At 41.8% G+C, this 23,076-nt stretch carries 23 protein-coding genes; 10 read left to right on the top strand and 13 right to left on the bottom strand.

Annotated features, from left to right (window positions below; genetic code table 11):
• Positions 1 to 3: 3 nt before the first annotated feature.
• From mobC to ACH11B_RS01025, 9 genes are all read right to left on the bottom strand, one after another.
• A complete protein-coding gene (gene mobC / locus ACH11B_RS00985) occupies positions 4 to 2,016 on the bottom strand; it encodes a conjugal transfer protein MobC (RefSeq protein WP_377613444.1) in 2,013 nt (670 codons plus the stop codon).
• Positions 2,013 to 3,299 (bottom strand): relaxase/mobilization nuclease domain-containing protein, encoded by a 1,287-nt coding sequence (locus ACH11B_RS00990; protein WP_377613445.1) that lies wholly within the window; start codon positions 3,297 to 3,299, stop codon positions 2,013 to 2,015. Before ACH11B_RS00990 ends, mobC begins: the two co-directional genes overlap by 4 nt.
• Positions 3,281 to 3,691, bottom strand: coding sequence for a mobilization protein (locus tag ACH11B_RS00995; protein WP_377613446.1), 411 nt, complete (start codon positions 3,689 to 3,691; stop codon positions 3,281 to 3,283). Before ACH11B_RS00995 ends, ACH11B_RS00990 begins: the two co-directional genes overlap by 19 nt.
• 21 nt (positions 3,692 to 3,712) lie before the next feature.
• Positions 3,713 to 4,066 (bottom strand): hypothetical protein, encoded by a 354-nt coding sequence (locus tag ACH11B_RS01000; protein WP_377613447.1) that lies wholly within the window; start codon positions 4,064 to 4,066, stop codon positions 3,713 to 3,715.
• A 354-nt stretch (positions 4,067 to 4,420) separates the two neighbouring features.
• Positions 4,421 to 5,656, bottom strand: a complete 1,236-nt coding sequence (locus ACH11B_RS01005; RefSeq protein ID WP_377613448.1) for a DUF418 domain-containing protein — start codon at positions 5,654 to 5,656, stop codon at positions 4,421 to 4,423.
• Positions 5,657 to 5,806: 150 nt separating this feature from the next.
• Entirely contained in the window at positions 5,807 to 6,259 is a 453-nt protein-coding gene (locus ACH11B_RS01010) for a nuclear transport factor 2 family protein (RefSeq protein ID WP_377613449.1), read from the bottom strand.
• A gap of 232 nt (positions 6,260 to 6,491) precedes the next feature.
• Entirely contained in the window at positions 6,492 to 6,995 is a 504-nt protein-coding gene (locus ACH11B_RS01015) for a molybdopterin-binding protein (protein WP_377613450.1), read from the bottom strand.
• A 23-nt stretch (positions 6,996 to 7,018) separates the two neighbouring features.
• Entirely contained in the window at positions 7,019 to 7,516 is a 498-nt protein-coding gene (locus ACH11B_RS01020) for a TSUP family transporter (RefSeq protein WP_377613451.1), read from the bottom strand.
• Positions 7,517 to 7,592: 76 nt separating this feature from the next.
• On the bottom strand, positions 7,593 to 8,726 hold the full coding sequence (locus ACH11B_RS01025; protein ID WP_377613452.1) for an XdhC family protein: 1,134 nt from the start codon (positions 8,724 to 8,726) through the stop codon (positions 7,593 to 7,595).
• A 488-nt stretch (positions 8,727 to 9,214) separates the two neighbouring features.
• Here ACH11B_RS01025 and ACH11B_RS01030 point away from each other — a divergent pair, with 488 nt between their 5' ends.
• Genes ACH11B_RS01030 through ACH11B_RS01045 form a run of 4 tightly spaced genes read left to right on the top strand, consistent with a single transcriptional unit; the run spans position 9,215 to position 12,936 of the window.
• Positions 9,215 to 9,670, top strand: a complete 456-nt coding sequence (locus tag ACH11B_RS01030; protein WP_289552453.1) for a (2Fe-2S)-binding protein — start codon at positions 9,215 to 9,217, stop codon at positions 9,668 to 9,670.
• Between the two features lie 18 nt (positions 9,671 to 9,688).
• Entirely contained in the window at positions 9,689 to 11,947 is a 2,259-nt protein-coding gene (locus ACH11B_RS01035; RefSeq protein ID WP_289552454.1) for a xanthine dehydrogenase family protein molybdopterin-binding subunit, read from the top strand.
• A 46-nt stretch (positions 11,948 to 11,993) separates the two neighbouring features.
• Positions 11,994 to 12,446 carry a nuclear transport factor 2 family protein gene (locus ACH11B_RS01040; RefSeq protein WP_289552455.1) on the top strand — a complete coding sequence of 151 codons (453 nt, stop codon included), beginning with the start codon at positions 11,994 to 11,996 and terminating at the stop codon, positions 12,444 to 12,446.
• 40 nt (positions 12,447 to 12,486) lie between these two features.
• On the top strand, positions 12,487 to 12,936 hold the full coding sequence (locus tag ACH11B_RS01045) for a nuclear transport factor 2 family protein (RefSeq protein WP_289552456.1): 450 nt from the start codon (positions 12,487 to 12,489) through the stop codon (positions 12,934 to 12,936).
• 94 nt (positions 12,937 to 13,030) lie between these two features.
• Here ACH11B_RS01045 and ACH11B_RS01050 read toward each other — a convergent pair whose 3' ends face one another.
• The 4 genes from ACH11B_RS01050 to ACH11B_RS01065 all read right to left on the bottom strand — a co-directional run bounded on the left by ACH11B_RS01050 (position 13,031) and on the right by ACH11B_RS01065 (position 16,877).
• Complete coding sequence (locus ACH11B_RS01050) at positions 13,031 to 13,960, bottom strand: AraC family transcriptional regulator (protein ID WP_289552457.1); 930 nt, start codon at positions 13,958 to 13,960, stop codon at positions 13,031 to 13,033.
• 132 nt (positions 13,961 to 14,092) lie between these two features.
• Positions 14,093 to 14,845: a LytR/AlgR family response regulator transcription factor gene (locus ACH11B_RS01055; RefSeq protein ID WP_377613453.1), complete on the bottom strand. Its 753-nt coding sequence runs from the start codon at positions 14,843 to 14,845 to the stop codon at positions 14,093 to 14,095.
• A gap of 7 nt (positions 14,846 to 14,852) precedes the next feature.
• Positions 14,853 to 15,839, bottom strand: coding sequence for a sensor histidine kinase (locus tag ACH11B_RS01060; RefSeq protein ID WP_289552460.1), 987 nt, complete (start codon positions 15,837 to 15,839; stop codon positions 14,853 to 14,855).
• 144 nt (positions 15,840 to 15,983) lie between these two features.
• Complete coding sequence (locus ACH11B_RS01065) at positions 15,984 to 16,877, bottom strand: AraC family transcriptional regulator (protein ID WP_289552461.1); 894 nt, start codon at positions 16,875 to 16,877, stop codon at positions 15,984 to 15,986.
• Positions 16,878 to 17,041: 164 nt separating this feature from the next.
• Between ACH11B_RS01065 and ACH11B_RS01070 the strand changes: the two genes are divergently transcribed.
• From ACH11B_RS01070 to ACH11B_RS01095, 6 genes are all read left to right on the top strand, one after another.
• Complete coding sequence (locus ACH11B_RS01070; RefSeq protein ID WP_289552462.1) at positions 17,042 to 17,893, top strand: aldo/keto reductase; 852 nt, start codon at positions 17,042 to 17,044, stop codon at positions 17,891 to 17,893.
• Between the two features lie 19 nt (positions 17,894 to 17,912).
• Complete coding sequence (locus ACH11B_RS01075; RefSeq protein WP_289552464.1) at positions 17,913 to 18,896, top strand: aldo/keto reductase; 984 nt, start codon at positions 17,913 to 17,915, stop codon at positions 18,894 to 18,896.
• 11 nt (positions 18,897 to 18,907) lie between these two features.
• A complete protein-coding gene (locus ACH11B_RS01080) occupies positions 18,908 to 20,020 on the top strand; it encodes an alpha/beta fold hydrolase (RefSeq protein ID WP_289552466.1) in 1,113 nt (370 codons plus the stop codon).
• A gap of 56 nt (positions 20,021 to 20,076) precedes the next feature.
• On the top strand, positions 20,077 to 20,727 hold the full coding sequence (locus ACH11B_RS01085) for a flavodoxin (RefSeq protein ID WP_289552468.1): 651 nt from the start codon (positions 20,077 to 20,079) through the stop codon (positions 20,725 to 20,727).
• 13 nt (positions 20,728 to 20,740) lie between these two features.
• The gene (locus ACH11B_RS01090) at positions 20,741 to 21,385 is read left to right on the top strand and encodes an NAD(P)H-binding protein (RefSeq protein WP_289552469.1); all 645 of its coding nucleotides are present in this window, start codon (positions 20,741 to 20,743) and stop codon (positions 21,383 to 21,385) included.
• A gap of 64 nt (positions 21,386 to 21,449) precedes the next feature.
• The gene (locus ACH11B_RS01095; RefSeq protein ID WP_289552470.1) at positions 21,450 to 23,063 is read left to right on the top strand and encodes a carboxylesterase/lipase family protein; all 1,614 of its coding nucleotides are present in this window, start codon (positions 21,450 to 21,452) and stop codon (positions 23,061 to 23,063) included.
• The last annotated feature ends 13 nt before the right edge of the window (positions 23,064 to 23,076 follow it).

The following is a 23,076-nucleotide window of genomic DNA, read 5'->3' on the forward strand; positions in this document are numbered from 1 at the left end:
ACTTTATAAAGACAGGGAAGTCTGTTCAGGAGGCGTTGGAATATTTTTTGGAAGGGTATCATTTTCTTTGGGAAGTGATCCGGTTATCTTTGCCAACTCTTTTGTTATCAACTGCTGTATATCATCTTTTATACTGAGATAGGTTTCCTGTATATCTGCTGCTGTTACCTTTTCAACAAGTGGTATATCTCTATAGGAAGCTTCTTCTGCCTTTATAACTTCATGGTCATTCTGTATTTCTGCATGAAAAATTTTCTGTGGTATCTTACAGTCCGGGTTGTCGGCAACAACGCCAACAAACACGCCTGATGAAAGTGTTGCTATCTTGCTTGCCGGAATGGCCGCATCCAACTGCGTAGATTTTGAGATGGATGTGTCACTGCTGTTTATGCTCAGACTCTGTCGATCCTGAACAATTTTGCCAAATGTCTCAGATAACTTTTTTGCAGTATCGCCGGTCACCTGTCCGCTGATAATATTCCCGACAATTCCGGTTATTACATCTGCTTGGTCTGCCCCGTAATCTTTTTTTAGCTGGCTGAAATCCTGAACAGCTAATACCGTGGCCACTTTGTTGCTCCTTGCTGTGGCAATAAGGCTATCAATATTGTTAAAGTAGATCGTTGGAAACTCATCAAAAATAAGGCTGCTTTTAAGTTGGCCTTTCCTGTTGACCAGTTTTATCATTCTTGAAATGAAGAGGGAAAGTATAGGGCCGAACACCTGTAGTTTCTGCGGGTTGTTACCAACGCATACGATTTTTGGAGCTTTTGGGTTATTAACATCCAAGGTAAAATCATTGCCGCTCAGAACATAATATAACTGGGGCGAGGACAATCTGGCCAATCCGATTTTTGCACTGGCGATCTGTCCTTCCAGCTGTTCTTTTGCATTATTCTGAAAGGCGGATATAAATGGGTTGATCAGTACCTTGATCTGCTCCTCCTGTTGTAATACGGCAAAAAGCGGATCATAATCCACCTGCATCAGCTCTATAACATGCGGCAGGGTACAATATCTCCCATCTTCATACTTCCGGAGAAACCAGATAATAGCTGTTAGGAAGTTTATGGGACTTTCTACAAAGAAGTCGCCTTCCTTTTTTATCCAATCGCGGTTAAGCCCAAGCATAATGGTACGGCTCGCTTCGGTAGCATCGGTAATATCGTCCATACTTTCGGGATCCAAGGGATTGCACCGGTGATATATTTTCTCGAAATCGATCACCCAGAAGGTTGGCTTCACGGCATAATTCTTCCGGTATCTCAATAACGCATTATAGGTAATCCTGGATAGATCATCGAATTTAAAATCATATAAGAAGACTGAGAACCCCTTTTTTATATGCTGATCAATGATATGGCGGATGACAAAATAGCTTTTCCCCGCGCCAGGGGTGCCTGCTACCAATAAGCCCCTGAAAAGATTGATGAAATTTATCCAACCGTTTCTTATCTTTCCCTTAAGCTGATATTTTGTCGGAAGGTTAACGGAAAATTCATTTTCCAATAACCGTTCTTCCTGTGGAAAGGTTTCATTGTCGGTATTGAAGACATCATGGTTAAGCTTTTCTTTTAATAGTCTTGAGAGGTATACGCCTCCCGTTAGGATCAGGAGGTAACCTATTGATGTCATCAGCATATAGAGTGCTGCAATGACCGCTATTCGTGTAGGGAGATAAAAACAGAGTATACTTATGAAGTAAAGTAACAGTCCTATAATTATATAGCAAACAATCACCCTTACCTTCATCTTTTCATTCTTTTTGCCCTTTGCTCCCAGCAGGGATATCGACAGCAAGCCCAGTGCAGCAAGTTTGGGCAGGAAAATGTCGGAATAAATGCCTGTCCTAGCGATAACACTTATGATTCTATCGGTAATTTCGGCTGTCCAGCTCCATTGCTCAAAAGCTTTGTAACAGCTTAGATAAAAATGGATAGCCAGTATGAATATGCTGATCAGTCGGGAAAAATCAATGATTTTCCTCAAACCTTGTATGTCTTCTCCTGTATTCATGGCTGTTTTCGCTTTATCTGTCTTTTTTTCTTTTTTGAAGTAATAGACGGTGCATATCCGGTATACTCGGGATTCAGAAGGTCTTTCAGTATTTTATCGGTTGTAGTGGAGATAGTCGGATTGGAAAAGTTGGTTTTTCTGGCATGTTGAAGGTGCTTTTCTTCACTGTGGGGTTTTAGGTAACTGTTTATTCTTTTTGATTTCGCCAGATAGGTCTTGATCTTATCGTTTTCAGCAAGTTTTTCCTTCAGGGCTTTTGCACTGTAAGCTTTCCCAAGACTGCTGCCATTAAAAACGGTTTTACACAGGTGATCAATAAATGTAGCGCCGTATATAAATCCCTCTTCGTTCTGGCGAAAAATAAGCGCTATCCCACTTTTCTGTAGTTCGGTAATCAAGGTCTGTTTGGTAATGTCTTCATACCGGTTAAGCACCTCGTCGATCCGCTTTTTTAGATTGTCGCGATATGGCTTCCTTTTCTCGATATTCTGCTCGAACTTTCTTTCTAACCGTTTAAGGATAGGTTTACTATAAAAACTGCTTGCCTTGATTGGAACTCCAACTTTATTGCCCTGTCTGTCCAGTACGGAATAAAGAAGACCTTTTTTCCTGAACATTGCGCTTTCCTCATTCCCCCTGTCTGCCACTATATTGAACGGTTTGAGCACTGCGTTAAATTCTGCGAGTGACGTGAACTTATAGCTATTCATCACCGTCGTAACCACACTGCCGATTGCCCTTTTGGTAGGCAAATGACCATATTGTACTCTTTCAGGCTCAATTGCCTTTATAGCTGGCTCGGGATGATATGCTTTGCTCTCCGCTCTTATCAGGCTAAATTCTTTCTCTATGAATTTTCTTGCCTGTTCCGATTTTGTCCTTCCTATGTTATGCAGGTCGATAGAGTTGCCATCCTTTTTTATGTTTACCGTTGCGATGTGGAAATGCTGATGGGAAACATCGTGATGCCGATATACCAGAAAAGGTTGGTCACCAAACCCGATACGTTCCATATAGGCTGCTGCGATCTGTTGCATTTCAGCGTCGTCCAGTTTTTCGCTCGAATGGAAGTTAAGCGAAATATGCAGCGCATTCGTTTTTACGCTTGGTTTAAGGCAGGTCATGTGCTCAAATCGTCTGAGTTTATGAGCGAAATCCAACTTTTCGATGTCTCCCGCAAAGCCGCTAGCCATAATCAGCGTGGCTGACCCTTCTGCAGCCTTCTGCTCGTTATAATGCAGTATACCCCGTATACTTTTACCTATCATGATCCTTGCAACCATTTTTCAGCAAGTTTTGAAACGATATCCAATAGCCGTTCTATTTTTGGTTTCATCTGTTTATAGGTACTGGCTGTTTTAAGGGCAAAAAAAGCCCGTTCAGCCTCACTCTGACTGGTGTGGAAACGATGCGTCTGCTGATTGATATTGGCACCTATTGCTTTGATCTCTTTTCTTATCAATGCAAGCTCTTCCATAGGACCATTCATAGAAACATCCCTATGCAGGTAAGTTATCCGTTGTTTTAAGAGCGTCTTTCTGACCACTTCTCCAATGCTCCTGCAATCACTTTCTTTCCGGATTTTTTCGAGCTTATTAAACTCATTTAAAGTGACTCTAATAACAATCGGATTAGTAAGTACCTGTTCTTGATTTTTGATTTTTTTCCTTGGCATAAATCACACCTTTTAGAAAGTTCAGACTTTGCGAGTTCCGAGCAAAGTCCCCGGCCTCAAGGACGGCAAAGATATTTTCGTATACGAAAATACATCTTTGCTGCCCACCCGCGTGGGCCATAACTGACCTACCAGAACGTAGTCTAAACTTGAATTAGCTGTTAATGAATTGTTTTTATCTAGACCTATTTGGCCGTACTTTAATTGTTTAACAGGATCAATGTCTTCCCCTTCTTCAGGTGAGTGAAGCGGAATAAACGAACGTAAAAACTGCCTAATATTTGTTCGGGTATTTTGTACAGGTTTAATGTTTAACTGTAAGTTCTTTTGAAACTCGGGTGCCCTTGTAAGCTTTTTTCTTATAGTCTTTTTCATGGTTTGACGATAACTTCCGTCAAAGTTGAAAAAGGTTTATTAGGCTGTTTGACAACTTGTTGGGGAGTGGTTGAAGATTTAATGCAGATCTAGCGAGTTATCACTTTTAACTGATAGACATTCGAGTGTTTGATTGATAAGTGAGCTATTTAACCTGGAACTCATACCCAACTTTTTTGCCTTGTAAGTTCGTGATTAGTAGGTTTAATCATCGGAAAGTGTCGGCATTATAGCAAAGGGATATATATTATATATAATGATACATTTCGTACAAGCTCTGGAATAAAATAAAAAAAGCCCCCAAGCTACAGATTACTTGAGGGATATATTTTGAAAAAAACTTCCTAATTCATTTTACTTACGAAATGGTTGCATCTTTAAATAAGTTGCCGAACGTAAGAACCACTCTAACGGACCATATAAATAATTTTTGAGCCAATACGTACTAAATATCAACTGGAAAATGTATAACATTATGCCTAATAAAAATAATTCAGTCATTCCCCAGGTTTGGAAAATGGGTCCAAATGCCCACATCGAAAATATCAGACATCCAATAACGCTCTGCATTTCATAATTTGTCAACCCCATGCGCCCATAAGGTGAAAAGACATCTAGGTATTTACTGAAACGCCTATTTTGATATAAAAGAGTGAACCCTGTAACTATAGCTCCTGAAAAGGCAACTATTTTTAGATCATTCAACGTCATTATGGTTAGTCCGGAAAGAATGCTTTTCGTTTCACCGTTCATTAACGAACGAAAATTCAAATCGGGAAGTAGACCAACAACAAAGCTTATCAGCACAATAGTAATTACAAAGGCTGAAAATAGCAAAGCGACTTTCCTTTTCGGTTGCACTCGCTCAAAAAAACCTAACCGACCGACAACGAGGCCGATTATGAACAATGCCAATGTGATGTACCCTCGCCCAAATAAACCGAATTGATAATTTAACTTTCCTTGTAATCCTCGAGTAAAATTGTGCTTTATCGAATTAATGAAAGATGGCTTGTTGGCCTCTGCATCGATCTGAGCGGCTTGGCGTTGCCTAATTTCTTGCCGAGGATTTTCTGTCCGTTCTGTTTGCCGGAAAGTATTGTAACTGACCTGCATAATCCGTGGCGTCCCCAGAAGTAATAAAGCTGCAATCGCGATCAAAATCCACGATTTTACACGGTAAAGTAGAACCAAAATTGCCCCGAAAACGGCGTAAAGAGAGATGATCTCGCCGCTGTAAAAGCAATTGCCGATTAATCCTATGACCAACATGACAACCATCCTCCAAATGAAGCGTCCCCTGAAGTCAATTCCCTTTTTAGCCGCACGATCGAGTTGAATAAAAAAACTCAACCCGAATAAAAAAGCAAAAATATTTATGAACCTACCCATGATAACATTTTGCCCAATCCACTGTACTGTTTCGTCAATCGCTGGGAATAGTGGTTTGCGAGCATCGGGAGAGAATGAGAAAATACTGAACTGTTGAAGCATGTGCATCAGTATCACGCCCAATAAAGAAAACCCCCTTAGCGCATCAAGTAATGTAACCCGGCTTAATGGGGTCGACAATGTTTTGTTTTGCTCCATATTAATGTGTTATGCTTGATTTATCTATTTTAATTTTTAATGGAATACACTTCCGGGCAATGCCCGGAATAAGCCATAATGCCTAATCCTTATTTTGATTTAATATTCGGATGAGATGATTCCGCACCACGGGTAATGTAACCGAGAGGTTTAGATCGGATTAATCTGAAAAAGGATGAGTTTCCAATCGTCACCAGATTTTTTGAATACTTCCGTGACATATTTAATTTCCGCCCTCTTTCGACCTGGAAAGTTAAACTCGACCTTAGTCAACAGCGTTGATATATTATCAATGATTTGGATATCGGTTTCCAGAACGCTTATTTGCTTGTACCGAATATTACCGTTTTTTATGACATCGAGATGGCCAGCTTTATCCATTCTTATTTCAGGTTGCCTGGAAACAATGTTCTCATCAAACAACACTTGGAGCGAATCAATTTGCCGGTCTATTATCCACTTCCATTTTTTTTTGGATAGTGCAAGGATTTCATCCTTTGGATATGACACCGTTTCCCGTTCAATTTTAGCATTTCCAAGCGAATAACAAAAAGACAGAAAAAGGATGCATAGCGTGCCGAAAAACCATGTTAACTTTTTCATTTTGTTGTGTATTAAACTTATAAAGGCAAAGGTAGATGATACGCCCCGACAAAAAGTACCATCATTACCGAATCTGCTACCATTATTACTGATACTTGAATTGTGAGAAGGGGGTAAGGGATTTAATGGCGGCGGTAAAGTCATTATATATGTTCTTAAGAACTGTATTTGCCTAACGATAATTTCATTGACCGCGATCAAAAAAACTATGAACCACGTCAATATTTTACTTTCACAACCTTACACGTAAAATTTTAATTGCCTGTAATTGCTTTACGTACCGCCTTCCAGTGGCCCTATCTTTTGGCGAAATCAACGCGAGTTCATCTTCCTGTTCTCCATTCGTAGCTGCCTTGATATTAGTAACGACCATTACACTGTCCCCGATGGACGTGTTGAACAGTTCATTCCATGACAGCACTACTTTATACCCATCTGTTGCTATACATACGATGTAATATTCGCTCAATACCTTTGGTGATTCTTCACCGAAGCTAATGTCCTTCAATATATCTTTCAGTAGCACACCTTTTACCGCTTTCAGCGTTGAACGGTACACTCCTGCATGGTTATATATACGCAAGCTATCCAGCGAATGAATCTCAAAGGTGGCTGTCTCTTCAAAAGTAAGTGTTGTCTTTTTGTTGTCAGGCGTAATAATGTCAAGATTCTTCATGTCCTGCGCACGAAGAAATACAGCGGATAAAATCAAAAAAGTTGTAAGAATCGCTTTCATATATTCTAATTTGTATATTTTTTTTAAGCTGTTGTGAACAATAATTTATAGGCAGCCACCAAGAGCACCGTTGCCAGTACATATTTAAGGCCATCCTGATTCAGTTTTTTCGATCCCAGATAAGCCCCCATCAGACCTCCACCAAATGCAACGGCAATGTAAATGTACATATCGCTATTGAAGGTAATGCCCTGGGTGAGCATACCGCCCAATCCCGATAGCGAATTTACAAAAATAAAGGCTGCACTAATGGCGGCAGTCTGTTTCTGGTCCGTCCATTTCAACAGTATCAACAGCGGAGACAGGATGATCCCACCACCAATGCCGATCATACCGGATAGCAGGCCAACAGTAGCACCGATTGCAACGGCTCCAAAAATATTATAAGGCTTCAGTTCGTGCGCACCGGGACTTCTGAAAAAGAAAAACCGGGTAATGGGAAATAGCAGCAGCACACCAAGTACACGTTTATACAGATTATCGTCCAGCGTGATCGACCCTCTGGCATGCAATAAAAACAACGTAGATTACAGTTATCCGTAAGCGATATCCGCAGATAGTTATGTAGGCGCCCGAACTGGTCTATGATTTTATTTTTCATGGAATTATCGGGATATCTTCATGTATTTTTGTTTTCAGAAACTTAAGTGGGCCGCCACTCCTCCTTCTCAAAATAGCCTTTACTTCCGATACCACGGAGATGGCAATTTCTTCCGATGTTTCTGCTCCAATATCCAATCCCATAGGCCCATATATCCGTTCTTTCTGCCTTTCGTTCAGTATTATTCCCGCTGTTTCGAGATCGTCGAACATACGTTGCAGTTTTGTTTTGGGACCAAGAACGCCGATATAGGGTGTGACTGTCCCGATTAGCAATTTCAATACCGCCAGATCATAATGGTAATTATGGGTCATCAGCACAAAGACCGTAAAAGGGTCTATTTTCACAACACTTGCAACTTGATCTGCTGTTGATAAAATAACTTGCTTCGCTTTGGGAAATCGCTGCAAAAGGGCGTGCGTTGCTCTGCCATCAATAATGGTCGTGTCCCAGCCTAAGAGGTCAGCTGCTCCTACCAATGGTTTCGCATCATTTCCTGCTCCAACAATAACAAGGTTAATCGCGGGGGCGACATATTCGATAAGAGCCTCCAGCTCTTGTCCCTGTCGAAATAGTTTTTTTAGGTAATGTTGTTTTTCTTCTCTAGCCCTATGAATATCTTCTTCCAATACCGAGAGATCAATGTCAGAGGATGGATCGAAAACGTTTCCTCCCTTATCCGCCAGCAAAATAGTTCCTCTTTGCATGTCCCGATGTTTGGTTGAAAAAAGCGTAACAATAACGGCTTCCTTTCTGTCGGCCTGTAGTTTTTTTAACAAGGCTACCGGATTGTTTGCATTATCGGTATCGATAAATTCAAACAGGATATGGACGATGCCATTACAACCTAGCTGCACGCCAAATTCGGTATTATCTTCATTGCTTGTATCGTAGGTGATTAATTTATTCTTCTGCTGATGGATGGCTAGTAAGGCTTTTCGTAAAGCATCGCCTTCCAGACACCCACCGCTTATCGCACCTGTTAAATTTCCGTCTTCTGTTACAAGCATACGTGCGCCGGGTTGCCTATAAGAGGAACCCTCTACCTTGACAACCGTGGCAAGAGCCATACTATAGCCGTTTTGCAATGCTGTTTCGTAAGCTCGGATTATATCGTTTATCTCTTTCATTAATGATCCGTCATTTGCCCATAAGCAAAATCAGTTAAATTTATAAGATCGTCATACTCTGCTTTAAAGTGGAGGCTAATAAATTAACCTGATAATCCAAATTTAAGCGATTCGCCTCTTATTAATTATTTCATCAGTAATATTGGTAGTTAAATCAGTAATTTGTATACAGCAGATTACTCTTTTTATGACATTTTTGTAATGTGCGCATTATGAGAAGAAGGAGGCATCATTAGTAGCGGCAGAACAATTTTACCAATTATCGCAAAATCCGATGAAAAAAACATCAAACGGAATAGAGGTTCATTTTGTAAAAAAGGATATTGATCCAAGAGGCTTGAGCGAGTCAAGCCTTCCTCCCATATCTGCGGCCCTTGCCGACGCATTTTCTAGCGTTACCCACCAAGCCTTCATTAACAAGCTAAACAAATCTAGTCGATCAAAATAGCTGATAATTAAGTTAAAGAAATCGTATAAATAATAGTACCATGACAGCGACTAAACTAAACATCAACAAAAAAACGCATACCCTAGAGGTTGATCCTTCCACACCGCTCCTGTGGGTATTACGTGAACATCTTGATTTAGTAGGAACCAAATATGGATGTGGTGTGGCATCTTGCGGTGCGTGTACCGTACTCCTCGATGAAACAGCAGTACGGAGTTGTTCATTGCCGATTTCTGCGATTGGTGATAAAGCGATTACGACTATTGAAGGTCTATCGGAAGATGGAGACCATCCATTGCAACAAGCATGGGAAGAGCACGATGTCCCCCAGTGTGGCTATTGCCAGGCCGGACAGATTATGAACGCAGCAGCGCTATTGAAATCCAAGCCCAATCCTACTGACGACGATATCGATGCAGCTATGACTGGTAATCTCTGCCGCTGCGGTACTTACCTGAGAATAAAAGCAGCGATTAAAACGGCGGCCAATTATTAATTGTAAAAGCAAAAGACGATGACCCTAATAAAAACTACCGTAAACAGACGATCCTTTTTGAAAGCAGCGCTACTTGCAGGCGGCGGTATGGTGCTGCATTTCAGTTGGCTTGCCAGCTGCAAGCCCGCAGGAAAGAAAGCGCTTGAAATGCCTGAGGAGTGGTTCGAAATGAACAGTTACATAAAGATCGGTGACAATGGTGTGGTTACCTTATTCAATCCAAACCCTGAGTTTGGACAGAACGTAAAGACCTCCCTGCCCATGATACTGGCCGAAGAGCTGGACATCGATTGGGAACAGGTTATCGTGGAGCAGGCAGATTTTTATCCCGAACGCTATGGAAGACAATTTACCGGCGGGAGTCAATCTGTCCGACAAGCTTGGTCTCCTTTACGAACGGCGGGCGCCACGGCAAGGCAGATGCTGATCCTGGCAGCTGCAGGGCAATGGAATGTTCCTGCTTCGGAAATTACCACCGAACGTAGTACGCTATTGCATAAAAGCAGTGGAAAAAAAGCTGGATATGGCGAGATGGCTTCCACGGCAGCCAAGATACCGGTACCAGAACTGGTAAGGCTAAAAAATATTTCCGATTTCAAAATTGTAGGCTCTTCCAAAAAAAATGTGGAAACCAAGAATATTCTCAAAGGAAAATCTTTATTCGGGATTGACTATAAGACAGAGGGCATGCTTATCGCGATGGTGGTACATCCTCCAGCATTTGGCATGCGGTTTAAATCGATGGATGATAGCGTAGCGAAATCTATGCCCGGGGTGAAAGCCATATTTACAATTGACTCGCTTACCGGAGATATTGTACAGAACTTTTTCGACACGACCAGCTTCACGAAGTTTGCCGTAGTGGTTGGTAATACCACCTGGGAGGTTTTGCAGGCTAAAAAAGCCTTAAAAGTGGAATGGGAACAAGAGCCGGAACGTACTTTTAAGATGGGATCATCGTGGACTTCAGGCGCTAAAACTATAGAGGCGAAATATCCTTCGGGTTTGGAGAGTACCGAAATGCATCAAACCAAGATGAAAGAGTTTAGTAAAAAACCGGGAAATATCATCCGCAGAGATGGAGACCCGGAAAGTGCTTTCAGATCGGCCACAAAAATCCTCGAACGCACCTACACTGCTCCTTTTCTGGCACATAATACCATGGAACCCGTGAACTGTTTTGCACATGTAACGGCAGATAAAGCGGAATTATATGGACCTATACAAGCTCCGGAGTTTATAATAGGCACACTTTCGCAAAGACTTGGTCTGCCAAAAGAGAAAATACAGATCAAACTGGCCCGTATGGGTGGTGGATTTGGTCGCAGAGCCTATGGGCATCATTTCATTGAGGCAGCGGTTATTTCCCAGCAGGTTAAAGCTCCTGTTAAATTAGTTTACACACGTGAAGACGAGATGACCGCCGGTATTTACCGCCCTACCTACAGTGCTACCTATCGTGCGGCGCTGGATAAAGATAACAAGCTCATTGCTTTCCATGTAAAAGCAGGAGGAATTCCCGAAACACCCGTACATGCCGATCGTTTTCCGGCAGGTGCCATAGATAACTACCTTGCTGAGGGATGGCAAATCCCTTCTAATATTACCATCGGGGCTTTCCGGGCGCCACGTTCCAATTTTATTGCTTCCGCAGAACAGTCCTTTTTGGATGAACTGGCGATGGAAATGGGTAAAGATCCGATAGATTTCCGTCTGGAGCTATTGGAACGGGCAAAGACAAATCCTGTTGGCGAAAAGAATGATTACGATGCTGCACGCTATGCGGGTGTATTGGAACTGGTACGTGAGACATCTAAATGGAAGGAAACACCGCAGGGAGTGCACCGTGGTGTATCGGCCTATTTTTGCCATAACTCCTATGTCGCAGAGGTGGTTGATCTGGTGATGAACAACAATTCGCCAAAAGTAGAAAAAGTGGTAGCTGCTATTGACTGCGGAATTGTGGTTAATAAAGATGGTGCTACTAATATGGCTGAGGGAGCCATTATTGACGGCATTGGAAATGCTCTCTATGGAGAACTTCCGTTCAAGGATGGTGTACCGCAAAAGAATAACTTTACAACATACCGGTTGATAAGAATGAACGAGGCACCGAAAACGATTGAGGTGCACTTTGTAAAAAATGAGGAAGATCCTACAGGAATGGGAGAACCTCCATTCCCACCAGCTTTTGCTGCCGTGGCAAATGCACTTTATAGGGCTACCGGAAAACGCTTTTATAACCAGCCGTTCATCAATGAATTGAAATCAACCTAATCGGTATAACAGTAAATCTCCATAAGAATTATTTAAACAAAGAAATATGAAAAAATGGATCATCGGATTATTATTAATCATAGTGGGTGTACAATTGTCTTTCGCACAAGATTCGGCAATAGAAGAAGAGATCAAGAATCTCTCTAAAACAAAATGGCAATGGATGGCCGATAAGAACGTGGACAAACTGGCTTCGCTCTTCCATGATAAGTCAAAATTTGTTCACATGAGTGGAACTTGGAAAAAGGATGAGGAGCTCGATATTATTAAAACCGGAAGCATTTGGTATAAAAAAGCAGATGTTCACGATGTGGCAGTCGAAATTGTTGACGATGTTGTCGTCCTATGGAACCGCATTACCTTGAATGCGGTGGTTAGAGGTAATGATGCAAAAAATGAATTTACGGTTACAGAGGTCTATAAAAAAGATGCGGATGGTTGGAAATTGTTAGCCTTGACATTTAGTACTGTGCGGGATACCCATAGCATTAAACATTAGCACGAATTCAATCCTAAAAACACTTAAAATTTACGTACAGATGAAAACAACAATTCAAGGGCTGATATTTCTCTTTATCAGCATGCAAACTTTTGCGCAAAGTTCTGCCATCGAACAGGAAGTCATTAACCTATCCAAAGAGAAATGGCAATGGATGGCCGATAAGAACGTGGACAAACTGAAAGATCTTTTCGATGATAAGTCTGTCTTTGTACATATGGGAGGATCTTGGGGAAAAGAGCGGGAGCTCCAAGTAATCGAGAGTGGGGGTATCCATTATAAGAAAGCGGATATCCATGACGTATCGGTTGAAATAATCGATAACACAGCTATATTGTTAAACAGGATTACCTTGTTAGCTGTGGTAGGTGGTAATGAAGTCACTAATCCATTTATTGTAACGGAAGTCTACGTAAAGAAAAACGACAAGTGGAGGATGGGATCGCTTTCGTTTACCAAAACAATGACACCGCCGCCAGCAAGAAAGTAAATGAAATTCGCCCTATTTTTTATTTGCCGAAATGAGAAATAATCATCAAAAAGTAGATTATAGTCCTACTTTTGGTGATTATTTCTTGTTGTTTTTATCTTAAACAGGTAGCCCTAAATTCATTAGGACTCTGTCCGACTATCTTTTTGAAGAAACGGGAAAAATGCTGCGGATAAGTAAAACCCAGTTCGTAAGCTACTTCATTAATAGATTTCTTGCCTTCAGAAATCTTATTTTTTGCTTCATCAACTATTTTATGCTGAATGTATTCTAAAGGGGGCTTGCCCGTCTCTTTTTTTATCAAATCGCCAAAATAATTAGGTGATAGATGTAGCCTGTCGGCAAAATAGGACACGGAAGGAATACCCATTTCAGACGGTTTTTCGGTTGAAAAATAGTGATTCAACAATTCATCAAAGCGCTGTAAAACTCCCGTGGAACAATTCTCAGGCAATGGAAATTGACGGCTATAGAAACGCTGGCAATAATTTACCAGACGCTCAATATGAGAGACAATTAGTTTTTTGCTGTGCTTATCCAGCGAGTATTCCAGTTCTAGTGCGATATTGGTAAAACAGTCCGACACGAGTTGACGTTCTTCCGGTAATAGGTGCAAAAATTTATCAAAAAGACAATGACTGAAAAAATTCCATCGGTGGATTGTATTTACCATTGATGTCCCTTGTATCAGATCTGGGTGGAAAACCAATGTGTATCCCTTCGCGTTATCCGCTTCGTTTTTTCGCTTCAGGCCTAGCACCTGTCCCGGTAAGATGAACGATAGCTTTCCTTCCTGGTTCTCCAAATACCGTAATGCTATACCGTAGAGGCCTAAATGCAAATTGAAATCGGCTTTTAATGGTGTCTTTGACCAGTTCACTAAACTGACCAAGGTATGCCGCGTTTCAAATTTATTGAAATCATTAAATGCACGGATCGTATCTATATGAGTATGCGTTTCCTTTGTACAGGAAGTCACATGCTGTTTAAATGTTGTGCTTTGGTGTATATTCCGGATCTCCATAATTATGCTATTGGTACATAGATTCTTATGAAGTAAAATTCAGGAAATTAGTTTATTCCTGGTTGTTGGAACGCACCAAAACGAAAAACACAAGACTAAAGGCGAAAGGGTATTTGCTGGAGACGTATCCTTTTAGCTATCTACGATCCATTCTTTAAACTCTGCAGCTTTGTTTTTGCTGATATAGATCCGTTCCGGCACTTCGGTGTCCAGTGTAATGAAAAGGCGGTTATCAAACCAGACCGTTATATTGTTGACAGCATTTCGCGCAATAATGTATTGTTTGTTGGCCCGGTAAAAATCCCTTGGATTTAGAGACGAAAAGATCTGATCCAATGTTTTGGAATATGGATAATTAATACCCTCCTTTAAACAGATGGATGTGTTCTTATCAGTTGTATAGAAATAAGAAACGTGCTGTAGGTCAATGGGCAGTAATTTGTCTTTGATAGGTATTAAAATTTTGTCTCTATACCTTCCCGCAGGGTTTAGATTGGCAAGCTTCGACAAATATGCTATAATATCCACATGTGACCATTTGCTGAATTTATGTAATGCCCGCTGGAGATCGCTGCTTTTTATTGGCTTCAGTAAATAGTCAATACTGTTTACTTTAAATGCTTCGATAGCGTATTCATCGTAAGCTGTCGTAAAAACAATAGGTACTTCGACCTCCACGTGGTCAAATATCAAAAATGCCGAGCCATCAGACAAATGAATATCCATTAATATTAAATCGGGCGCAGGGTTCGCCTTTAACCAGTTAAGGGTTTGACCAACGCTCTCTGTATTACCTACGACCTGTATTTTGGGGTCAATCTCTTTTAAAATTTCCACCAAGCTTTCATAAGCTGCTGTTTCATCTTCTACAATCAGTACCTTCATAAAATGATCACTTTAACGGTAAATAAACGGTAAATTTTATGCCGTCGTTTTCGACTTTGATAGGTTTACTCATCAATAACAGAAAGCGACTTTCTAGGTTTTTCAAACCGGTTCCATTGGTTAAGGGCGCACTTAATTTAGGGTAAATGGGGCTGGAAACCACCAGTTCGTTCTGCTCGTTCAGATATATATCAATGACCATCTTGTGATCGCTATCAATCATGTTATGGACTACCACATTATCTAAAAGCGGAAGGATAGAAAGTACAGGTAAACTAGATGCTAACTTGCTGCTGTCTACATTAATATGGTATTCCAGCTTATTGGCAAAACGGACTTCCATCATGTATCGGAAGGAATCGACAAAGGAAAGCTCTTCTGCTAAGCTAACAAGTCCTTTCTTATCACTCTGTAGAATGTAACGAAAAACATCCGAAAGTTTGTCGACATAAGCTAAGGTGATTTCATCATTCTTCTTGCGGATCAGGGAAGTCAGGCCATTGAGCGAATTGAAAAAGAAATGCGGATTGATCTGATTGGTTAGTGCATCATACCGGCTCTGTAGGTGCTGAAGTGTTAATTCCTTAATCTGCTTCTCTTTTTTTCTTTTTTCCGAGTAAAGCATCACAATATGCCCCATAAGGGAGCTCAGGACAGAAACGATAAAAAATTGAAAAAGTACAAGGCTGCCAAAATGCCTGACCTTGGTAAAGGCCAAGAATGAAATCGCTCCGTAAAGCGCATAGGCAAAAACCGAGATCAATATACTGTATCCTAGTCTCTTTTTATAGGAAAAGTTCTTCAGATATCGGAGATTACTCGTGATCAATATAAAAATCAGTCCGATAAAAAAGGTGTACCGGAACAAGAAAAATACGATGTGACTTGTCTTGTCTGCATTACCAAGCCATTTTAATTCAAAGGGTAACCAGGTTATATCTGGGTATATAACAAAAATTGCAGATAGGGCACTGACCAGCAGCAGTTGCCACAAATTGTATTTCTTTAACAAATTACTCCTTTATCTTTCACGGGATAACAAAAACTTACTTCGCAAAGGTACAGTACGAATTCCTAAGAACGTCTTGCACCTGATTAAAGCGAAAAAACAAATGATCAAAACGAATTTCAGCGCTGATCAATTCAGATGCCGATATTCTTTTGGCGTATAGCCGACCCGGTTTTTGAACAACCTTGCAAAATGCTGCGGATATTTAAATCCCAGTTCATAGGCTATTTCATTGATCGTCTTACTAGTGTCGAAAATTTTATCCTTCGCTATATCAATGATTTTATTCTGAATGTAATCCTGTGCTGATTTTCCGGTCTCTTTCTTAATCAGGTCTCCAAAATAGTTCGGGGATAGGTGGAGTTGCTCGGCAAAATAAGCGACGGAGGGTAAACCAGAATTATAGGGTTTTTCGGATTCAAAATAGTTATTGAGCGATTCTTCGAATTTTTCCAGAATTCCCCTGTTGACATTGTCCCTTGTAATAAATTGACGATCATAAAACCGTTCGCAATAGTTTAGGAACAATTCGATATTGGAGACGATCAATTGCTTGGTATGTTTATCAATGTTGCGTTTCAGTTCGAACTGAATTTTCTCCAAGCAATCCAGAATGATCTTTCGTTCCTGCTCGGACAAATGCAAGGCTTCGCTGACGGCATAGGAAAAAAAAGTGTAATCGGCCATTTTCTTGCCCAGTGAGGTGCCATGCAAAAGATCGGGATGGAAAACGAGCGCTGTGCCCTGTGGCTGATAGTACTCTTCCTTGTATTCACCTATAACCTGTCCGGGAGCCAAGAAAATCAAGGTTCCCTCTTCGTAATCATAATTTTTTAAGCCATAACGGAGGTCGCCACATTTTACGCTCTTTAAAAAAATAGTATAGAAATCGTATTGCAAACGGCGAAATTGACGTGGTTCGGCTTTGCCCAGGTCAACGATGCTGACCAAGGGATTCAACGTCTCATTATTATTGAACGCGTTGTATTGCTTGATGTTTTTAAAATTTATGATATCATCCATAAAGCTAATTGTTTGTTCTATACAAAACTAATAAATGGTAAGCTATGTTCTTTACGTATTGCCTGGGAACAGTAATATTGGTATCAAAAACAGTAATCTGTATACCAAACCGTTATAAATCTCTCCCGACATTTGTAACATAACCTTAAAAAGTTAAAAACAAGATGAGAAATTTAGTTTTGAATAATGGAATAGAAATGCCAATCCTTGGGTTTGGGGTGTTTCAGATACCGGATGCGAGAGAATGTGAAAGGGCTGTTAAAGATGCGATTGAAACCGGCTATCGCCTAATTGATACCGCAGCCTCTTATCTAAATGAGGCGGCCGTAGGTAATGCCATTAAAAATAGCGGAATTCCGAGAGAGGACCTATTTATAACGACCAAACTATGGGTACAGGATACAGGTTATGAAAAAACAAAGACCGCATTTCAAAAGTCTTTGGACAGATTACAGCTCGATTACCTGGATCTTTATCTCATCCACCAGCCCTACGGCGATGTTTTCGGATCGTGGAGGGCTATGCAGGAACTATATCATGAAGGAAGGGTGCGGGCTATTGGCGTTGCTAATTTTCACCCCGATAGAATAACAGATCTGATCATAAACAGCGGTTTTACACCGGCGATCAACCAGATTGAAACGCATCCCTTCCATCAACAAATGGAGACACAAAAGTTTCTGCTTGAAAACGAGGTACAGATACAGTCTTGGGGGCCTTTTGCAGAAGGGAAGAACAACATCTTTCACAATGAAGTATTGTCGGCTATCGGCGAAAAATATGATAAATCAGTAGCGCAGGTTATCCTTCGCTGGCTAATACAACGAGCTATTATTGCCATTCCTAAATCGGTTCGAAAGGAACGAATGACCGAAAATTTTGAAATTTTCGATTTTGAACTTTCTCAAGAGGACTTGCAAAGCATCGCGGCTTTGGATAGCGGATCAAGCTTGTTCTTTGATCATAGGGATCCGGCAATGGTAAAATGGTTGAGTGAACGAAAACTGGACATATAGTCTAAAAAAAAACAAAATAATGGAAAAACGTAAACTGGGAAATAGCGGATTGGAAGTATCTGCGTTGGGGTTGGGTTGTATGGGACTGAGCTTTGGCTATGGTCCGGCTACTGACAAACAGGATGCTATACAATTGATCAGGGCAGCATTTGATGCTGGCATAACTTTTTTTGATACCGCCGAATGTTATGGGCCATTTGACAATGAAGCGTTATTGGGTGAAGCGCTAGCACCCTTTCGAGACAAAGTGATAATTGCCACTAAATTTGGATTTGAGGATGGGGATTCGAAAAAAGGACTGGACAGTAGCCCTGCAAGGATAAGAGCAGTGGCAGAAGCGTCTATGAAAAGACTTAAAACCGATTACATTGACCTGTTTTATCAGCATCGGGTTGATCCGAATATTCCTATTGAAGAAGTTGCCCGAACTATCGGGGAGCTGATAGGCGAAGGAAAAATAAGGCATTGGGGCTTATCGGAAGCAGGAGCAGACACTATCCGCAAAGCACATGCTGTTCAACCGCTTGCCGCCCTACAAAGCGAATATTCTCTGTTCTTCCGTGAGCCTGAAAGGGAAATTATTCCTACACTGGAAGAACTAGGGATAGGTTTTGTGCCGTTCAGTCCTTTAGGCAAAGGGTTTTTAACGGGAGCCGTTGACGATAAGACAAAATTTGACCCTACAGATTTTAGGAATATTGTTCCCCGTTTCTCGGAAGAAAACCGTAAAGCCAATCAGTCATTGATAGATTTAATAAAGTCTATTGCTGCCGGCAAAGGTTCAACGCCCGCTCAGACAGCACTTGCATGGTTACTTGCTCAAAAGCCCTGGATCGTGCCCATTCCGGGAACAACCAAGTTGCACCGTTTACAGGAAAACATAGGAGCGGTGGATGTCCGTTTAAGCGAGACTGAATTGAACAATATAGAAGCAGCACTGAAAAATATTGAAATAGTGGGTGCGAGATATCCTTCGCAATTACAGGACAGAGTTGGTAAATAAAATATAACAGTATGGGAAATAGACGTAATAACAGAAAAGTCTGGGCTTTTGCAGTGTCTTCAATATTGCTCGGTACCGCCTTTTGCCTTTCATCTTGTACCACAACCAAAGAAAATAACAGTAACAGCTTGGTTATTAAAGAGCAGGGTAGTTTTATGGTTGGCGGCACAAAAACCACTGAAACAGGCACATTCGATCTGGACAGCGCTTTGAAACCACAAGGACAGACCTTTCACGGCGATCATGCCTATGCGTTTTATCAAATTCCCGAAGAGGCTCATAAACTTCCATTGGTTTTTCTGCATGGAGCTGGACAGTCCAAAAAAACATGGGAAACAACACCTGATGGACGGGAGGGCTTTCAGAATATTTTTCTCCGAAGAAAGTTTTCAGTTTACCTACTAGACCAGCCGAGACGTGGCGACGCGGGAAAGAGTTCTGTGGAAGCAACCATTAAGCCTACGGCAGACGAGCAATTCTGGTTCACACAATTTAGGCTTGGCAATTATCCTGACTATTTTCCAAATGTTCAATTTCCTAAAGATACTGCTTCGCTTGAACAGTTCTTTAGGCAGATGACCCCCAATACGGGAAGTTTTGATACCGGTGTTATTTCAGATGCCGTTTCCACCCTGTTCAATAAGATAGGTGATGGTATTCTGGTGACGCATTCACAGGGAGGTGGTCCAGGTTGGATGACAGCTATCAAAAATGATAAAGTCAAGGCAATCGTAGCCTATGAACCGTACAGCGGTTTTATGTTTCCCGAGGGGGAATTACCGCAACCGATAAATTCAACAGGACTTTTCGGTGCATTAAGCGGTGTGGAAATACCCTTGGCGGACTTTGAAAAACTAACCCAGATGCCGATTGTGATCTATTATGGAGATAACATCGCAAAGGAACCAACTAAGGTATGGAACATGGACCATTGGCGCTCCGGCCTTCAAATGGCAAGGCTCTGGGCAGAGGCAATTAATAAACACGGAGGGGATGCTAGCGTAGTACATCTCCCGGAGGTGGGCATTAAGGGTAATACCCATTTTCCTTTTTCAGATCTGAACAATGTAGAGGTAGCCGATGCATTGTCCAAATGGTTAAAGGATAAGAGGCTCGACAAGTAATAGGGATACAAAAAAATGATAGCAACTGGAGAATTGCATATAAAAAGAAAGACGAGATGAAAAGTTTAACAACACATTGGTTAATGTTATGTACGTTCTTGTTTGCAATAACATCCTGTTCGGCAACCGAGCCGCCATCAGCGGCAAAGGAAGAGCCATCAATAGAAAAAGATGATTCTCTGCAAGATAAGAAAATATTGATTGTTTATCTGTCACGTACAAAAAACACCAAAGCTGTTGCACAGATCATCCAAAAAAAAGTGGGTGGCGACTTGGTAGCGCTTGAATTGGAGACGCCGTATCCGGAACATTATCAAACAACGGTGGATCAGGTAGCAGATGAAAATGCCAGAGCTTATCTCCCACCATTGAAAACGAAGATTGACAATATAGCAAATTATGATGTGGTCTTTGTAGGATTTCCTACTTGGGGGATGCAATTACCACCACCCATGAAAAGTTTCCTTAGTCAATACGATCTAAGTGGAAAAACGGTGGTTCCCTTTAATACGAATGCCGGTTATGGTGTCGGTAGCAGCTTTGAAACGGTAAAAAAATTATGCCCACAAAGCAACATTCTTGAAGGCTATTCAACTAAAGGCGGGGTGGAAAGGGATGGAATTTTATTCGTGATGGAAGGGGACAAAGAGAAAGAGGTGCAAGTTGAGGTACAGGACTGGCTAAAGAAAATAGATTTGATCAAGTGATAACTTAAGCAAAATGAACATATTGATATTAGGTGCGGCAGGTAAAATCGGGAAATTGCTTGCAGCAGAAGTTCTTGCCCGGACTCCCTATGATTTAGTACTTTATGCCAGAAATGCATATTCGCGATTAAATGCAATAGATTCCACGCAGGTAAAGATATTCGACGGCGATTTCAGGGATATAGGTACATTAACCGAAGCAATGATAGGTATTGATGTTGTTTATATCAACGATATGGGGGATGATCAGGCTACCAATATAATTATAGAGGCCATGAAAAAAGTCGGAGTGAAACGGGTGATCGGTGCTTCTGTTCTCGGTATATACGATGAAGTGCCTGGAGCCTTTGGCCGGTGGAACAAAATGATGATCGGTGGTTCTCCCCGAATGCAAGCACAGATAAAATCGGCGCGTGCCATAGAGGACTCGGGCCTGGACTATACCTTACTTAGGTTAACATGGCTTTATGATCAGAAAGATAACAAGGATTATGTGATTACCATGAAAGGAGACCCGTTCAGGAGTACACAGGTCACGAGGGAAGCTGTTGTCCAACTGATCATTGATATTATCATGGCTGAGGACGAGCGATTTATAGGGAAAAGTTTAGGTGTAGGCGAACCTGATACCGAATGGGATAAACCTTCATTTTATTGACAGAGGTAAATGGAACGATAGGTATATAGCGGCATGCTGCTTATTAATCTTTATACATATCTATATGAAAAAAATATTAACAGGACTAGCGATCATGATCTGCTTTAGTTTGCATGCACAGCAAACTGGCCATATTGGTTCGCTTGGAGAACCGACAGTTCGTACAGTGTCGGGAATGGTCCGCGGCGTGACAGACGATAGCGTTGAAAGCTTCAAGGGGATTCCATATGCGGCAGCTCCGGTTGGTGAATATCGCTGGCGGCCGCCACAACCTGTCGCAGCATGGGAAGGGGTACGTGATGCCAGTAAGTTTTGTGCTGATTGCGCGCAGGCGGGTTGGCCTCGCACTACCAGAACGATCAGGGAAAATACGTCGGAAGATTGCCTGTTTCTTAACTTGTGGCGACCGACGGGAGCAAAAACGGAAACGAAATTACCTGTGATGGTCTGGATTTATGGCGGTGGTTTCGTGGGAGGAAGCAGTTCCCAGCCCGGAACGTGGGGGAACCAATTTGCGAAACAGGGTGTCATTCTGATAACGTTCAATTATCGTCTTGGCCGTCTCGGTCATTTTGCATTCCCTGCATTGTCTAAAGAATATCCCCAAGAACCAAAAGGCAGCTACGCTTACATGGATCAGATTGCTGCACTCAAATGGGTTCAGCAGAACATCGCAGCATTTGGAGGCAATCCTAACAATGTTACCATTTTTGGTGAGTCTGCCGGTGGTGTTTCTGTACATTCGCTACTGACCATGCCTTGTGCAAAAGGCCTTTTCCAGAAGGCAATCATCGAATCCGGTGGTGGCAGAGATGGTGTATTAACCGGAAGGCCAATAGATAAGGAAGATGCCGATCCCCATTACTCCGTTTCAGCAGAAACGATTGGAATAAACTTTGCCCGTAAACACGGGATTGAGGGTGTCGATTCCGCCGCACTGGCCAAGTTACGTTCGCTGAGTGTGGAGGAAATCGTAGATAATGGACAGGAAAGTGATGGCCCAGCGGGCTTACCTATTTATTCAGGGCCGATCCTGGACGGTAAACTGGTTGTAGAGACAGCCGAGAGCGCTTACAAAGCAGGCAGACAGACACGTGTTCCACTTATTATTGGATCGAACAGTGCGGAAGTGCCTGCCGGTTTTGTTAACGCCACCTCCAAAGATGAATTACTCTCTCAGTTCGGACTGCTGAGAGAAGAAGTGACTGCTGCCTACGATCCGGATGGCACTATTGAATTCGCTGAAATGCTTACCATGATCAATACGGATAAGGTATGGGCAGAACCTGCCAGGTTCACCGCGAGGTCCTTTGCTGCGGGCGGTAATCCTGCTTATATTTATCTTTTCTCCTACGTTTCCGATGCCATGAAGGGACGGATGCGTTATGGTGCAGCCCACGCATCCGAAATCCCTTATGTATTTAATAACCTTAACATCCGGAATGGAGTCGCTGTTGCTCCGAAGGATTATGATATTGCCAGGAAGATGAACACCTATTGGACGAACTTCGCCAAAACCGGTGACCCTAATGGTAAAGATCTTCCGAAATGGCCTGTTTACGATTCTAAAAAAGGTGAGATCATCGAATTTCGTGGGGATGGTTCCATTGTTGGTGGTCCTGACCCCAAGAAAGCACGTCTGGACGTTATGGAGAAGGCGGCCGAAAAAGAGAACTAAATTTCCGATCAGA

It is taken from the genome of Olivibacter sp. EAT-5 (assembly GCF_044784325.1).
Classification (GTDB): domain Bacteria; phylum Bacteroidota; class Bacteroidia; order Sphingobacteriales; family Sphingobacteriaceae; genus Olivibacter; species Olivibacter oleidegradans.

Bases quoted from the DNA above. Each gene is read 5' to 3' on its own strand.
- ACH11B_RS00995 (WP_377613446.1), bottom strand. From the start codon at position 3,691: ATGCCAAGGAAAAAAATCAAAAATCAAGAACAGGTACTTACTAATCCG.
- ACH11B_RS01025 (WP_377613452.1), bottom strand. From the start codon at position 8,726: ATGAAAGAGATAAACGATATAATCCGAGCTTACGAAACAGCATTGCAA.
- ACH11B_RS00990 (WP_377613445.1), bottom strand. From the start codon at position 3,299: ATGGTTGCAAGGATCATGATAGGTAAAAGTATACGGGGTATACTGCAT.
- ACH11B_RS01090 (WP_289552469.1), top strand. From the start codon at position 20,741: ATGAACATATTGATATTAGGTGCGGCAGGTAAAATCGGGAAATTGCTT.
- ACH11B_RS01070 (WP_289552462.1), top strand. From the start codon at position 17,042: ATGAGAAATTTAGTTTTGAATAATGGAATAGAAATGCCAATCCTTGGG.
- ACH11B_RS01010 (WP_377613449.1), bottom strand. From the start codon at position 6,259: ATGAAAAAGTTAACATGGTTTTTCGGCACGCTATGCATCCTTTTTCTG.
- ACH11B_RS01065 (WP_289552461.1), bottom strand. From the start codon at position 16,877: ATGGATGATATCATAAATTTTAAAAACATCAAGCAATACAACGCGTTC.
- ACH11B_RS01050 (WP_289552457.1), bottom strand. From the start codon at position 13,960: ATGGAGATCCGGAATATACACCAAAGCACAACATTTAAACAGCATGTG.
- ACH11B_RS01015 (WP_377613450.1), bottom strand. From the start codon at position 6,995: ATGAAAGCGATTCTTACAACTTTTTTGATTTTATCCGCTGTATTTCTT.
- ACH11B_RS01040 (WP_289552455.1), top strand. From the start codon at position 11,994: ATGAAAAAATGGATCATCGGATTATTATTAATCATAGTGGGTGTACAA.
- ACH11B_RS01000 (WP_377613447.1), bottom strand. From the start codon at position 4,066: ATGAAAAAGACTATAAGAAAAAAGCTTACAAGGGCACCCGAGTTTCAA.
- mobC (WP_377613444.1), bottom strand. From the start codon at position 2,016: ATGAATACAGGAGAAGACATACAAGGTTTGAGGAAAATCATTGATTTT.
- ACH11B_RS01075 (WP_289552464.1), top strand. From the start codon at position 17,913: ATGGAAAAACGTAAACTGGGAAATAGCGGATTGGAAGTATCTGCGTTG.
- ACH11B_RS01085 (WP_289552468.1), top strand. From the start codon at position 20,077: ATGAAAAGTTTAACAACACATTGGTTAATGTTATGTACGTTCTTGTTT.
- ACH11B_RS01030 (WP_289552453.1), top strand. From the start codon at position 9,215: ATGACAGCGACTAAACTAAACATCAACAAAAAAACGCATACCCTAGAG.
- ACH11B_RS01045 (WP_289552456.1), top strand. From the start codon at position 12,487: ATGAAAACAACAATTCAAGGGCTGATATTTCTCTTTATCAGCATGCAA.
- ACH11B_RS01005 (WP_377613448.1), bottom strand. From the start codon at position 5,656: ATGGAGCAAAACAAAACATTGTCGACCCCATTAAGCCGGGTTACATTA.
- ACH11B_RS01035 (WP_289552454.1), top strand. From the start codon at position 9,689: ATGACCCTAATAAAAACTACCGTAAACAGACGATCCTTTTTGAAAGCA.
- ACH11B_RS01055 (WP_377613453.1), bottom strand. From the start codon at position 14,845: ATGAAGGTACTGATTGTAGAAGATGAAACAGCAGCTTATGAAAGCTTG.
- ACH11B_RS01095 (WP_289552470.1), top strand. From the start codon at position 21,450: ATGAAAAAAATATTAACAGGACTAGCGATCATGATCTGCTTTAGTTTG.
- ACH11B_RS01080 (WP_289552466.1), top strand. From the start codon at position 18,908: ATGGGAAATAGACGTAATAACAGAAAAGTCTGGGCTTTTGCAGTGTCT.